Annotated in this window: 2 protein-coding genes; both read right to left on the reverse strand. The window is 46.9% G+C overall.

Annotation, left to right across the window (positions count from 1 at the left end; translation table 11 throughout):
* Positions 1 to 734, reverse strand: a 734-nt coding sequence (locus tag AC3WVG_RS11650) for an oxidoreductase (RefSeq protein WP_488798288.1), incomplete at its 3' end; no start/stop codon positions are given.
* 270 nt (positions 735 to 1,004) lie between these two features.
* The coding region (locus AC3WVG_RS11655) for a carbohydrate porin (protein WP_488798289.1) at positions 1,005 to 1,760 on the reverse strand (756 nt) is incomplete at its 5' end.

The following is a 1,760-nucleotide window of genomic DNA, read 5'->3' on the forward strand; positions in this document are numbered from 1 at the left end:
TCGCGGAAATCATCAGCGCCCATATCATTAAAGGCGCCATTTGGCGATAATCTGACCCCTACGTTTTCCTCTGGCCACACGCCTAACACGGCGTCCATTACCTCAGCTAAAAAGCGGTAGCGATTTTCTAGATTACCGCCATAGCTGTCTTCTCGTTGATTGCTACGGCTATCTAAAAATTGATTGATAAGATAGCCATTCGCAGCGTGAACCTCTACGCCATCGAACCCTGCGGCTTTGGCGTTAATGGCTGCTTTTTTGTAGTCTTCTACGGTGCGTTTAATATCGTCTGACGTCATCGCTTTTGGCACTTCGTAAGGTTTTTTGCCTTTGGGCGTATGTATCTCGTCACCTTCAATTTTTATGGCCGAGGCCGACAAGGGCAAATCTCCGTTGTGAAAATCGCTGTGAGAGGCCCTGCCAGTGTGCCACAGCTGAAGAACAATTTTGCCACCCGCCTCGTGAACGCGATTTACAATAGAACGCCAGCCTTCAACCATGTCGTCGGTATAAATTCCAGGGGTATCAACCCAGCCAATGCCTTCTTCTGAAATGGCGGTTGCCTCTGTGATGATAAGACCTGCATCGGCACGTTGAACGTAGTGATCGCCCATGATTTTATTCGGTATGCGGTCTTCACCCGCACGCCCTCGCGTCATTGGCGCTAATACCATGCGGTTTTGCAATGTGTTGCTGGCCCAATCAAACGAGCTAAAAAGTACTGAATCTGTCATTCACTATCCTTATTTTATGTGTAATACGTTGTCGCAAAGATTCATCTGGTGATAAGACCAATGACCATGTGTGCCCTTATTTCGGTATGCAAAAATGGACAGCTGGCCAAAACAACACCACGATGTAACCATTAAGCGATGTGCAGTAGTAGTGAATACACAATTTGTACGCGGTTGGATTGCTTAAACCGTACTTTATAATAATGACGGTGATTACTTTGATAAGAGCGCTTAATGCGCTCTTATTTTATTGACGGGAAATAATACAGACTATTGTATGAGAAGACCCGCAAGATTTACGTCAAACCTTAGGCCCAATACAATCGCATCATCAAGCTCGCTAACTCTGTCGCGTTCTGCGAACTGATCGGGGTTAATAATATAGTGTACATTTGGCTGAATGCGAACGTGTTGGTTTAACTGATAACCGTAGCTCAACTCCAACATTGTTTGACTACTCGGTGGGGTGCCCACACCGCCATTCATCGCTCGCAATATACGTTGGTCTTCTAAGGTCTCATCGGTGTACTGCTGTCGGGTGAAGACGAATCCAATAGTATCGTTAGGTCGAGAAGCAAGCGTTCCGCGCATTACTAAACCCGCTTTAAGATAATAGTCTTCAATCAGTTCCCCCGAAGTGCCGGTAAGCACAGCGCCAAATAAGGTTAACCCTTCTTTAGTGGACGGGTTGGGGCGAGTGACGGTCTGCTCGAAGCGAGCAAACACACCGGAGCGACCATTTCGAACGGCGTAGTCATTTCCCGATAAGGCGGCATAATTTCCTTGCTCGTCAAAAACTGGGTCGGTGTAGTCAGCACCGTCATACCAGCCGCCAATTTCATATCTTCTTGGTAACGCATCGTTATCCCACGTTGTCTGGTAGCCTAGCGTAAAAGGGACAACAACGCCTGTGGCTTCATTCGTAGCCCAGTCAAAACCATGGTCGCCTAAGTCCTGATGGCTTGTGTTATCTTCATAAATACCCGTGTGGAAATACGTGTTTGATGATAGCCAATATTTTGCGTG

Source organism: Desulfovulcanus sp. (genome assembly GCF_982781345.1).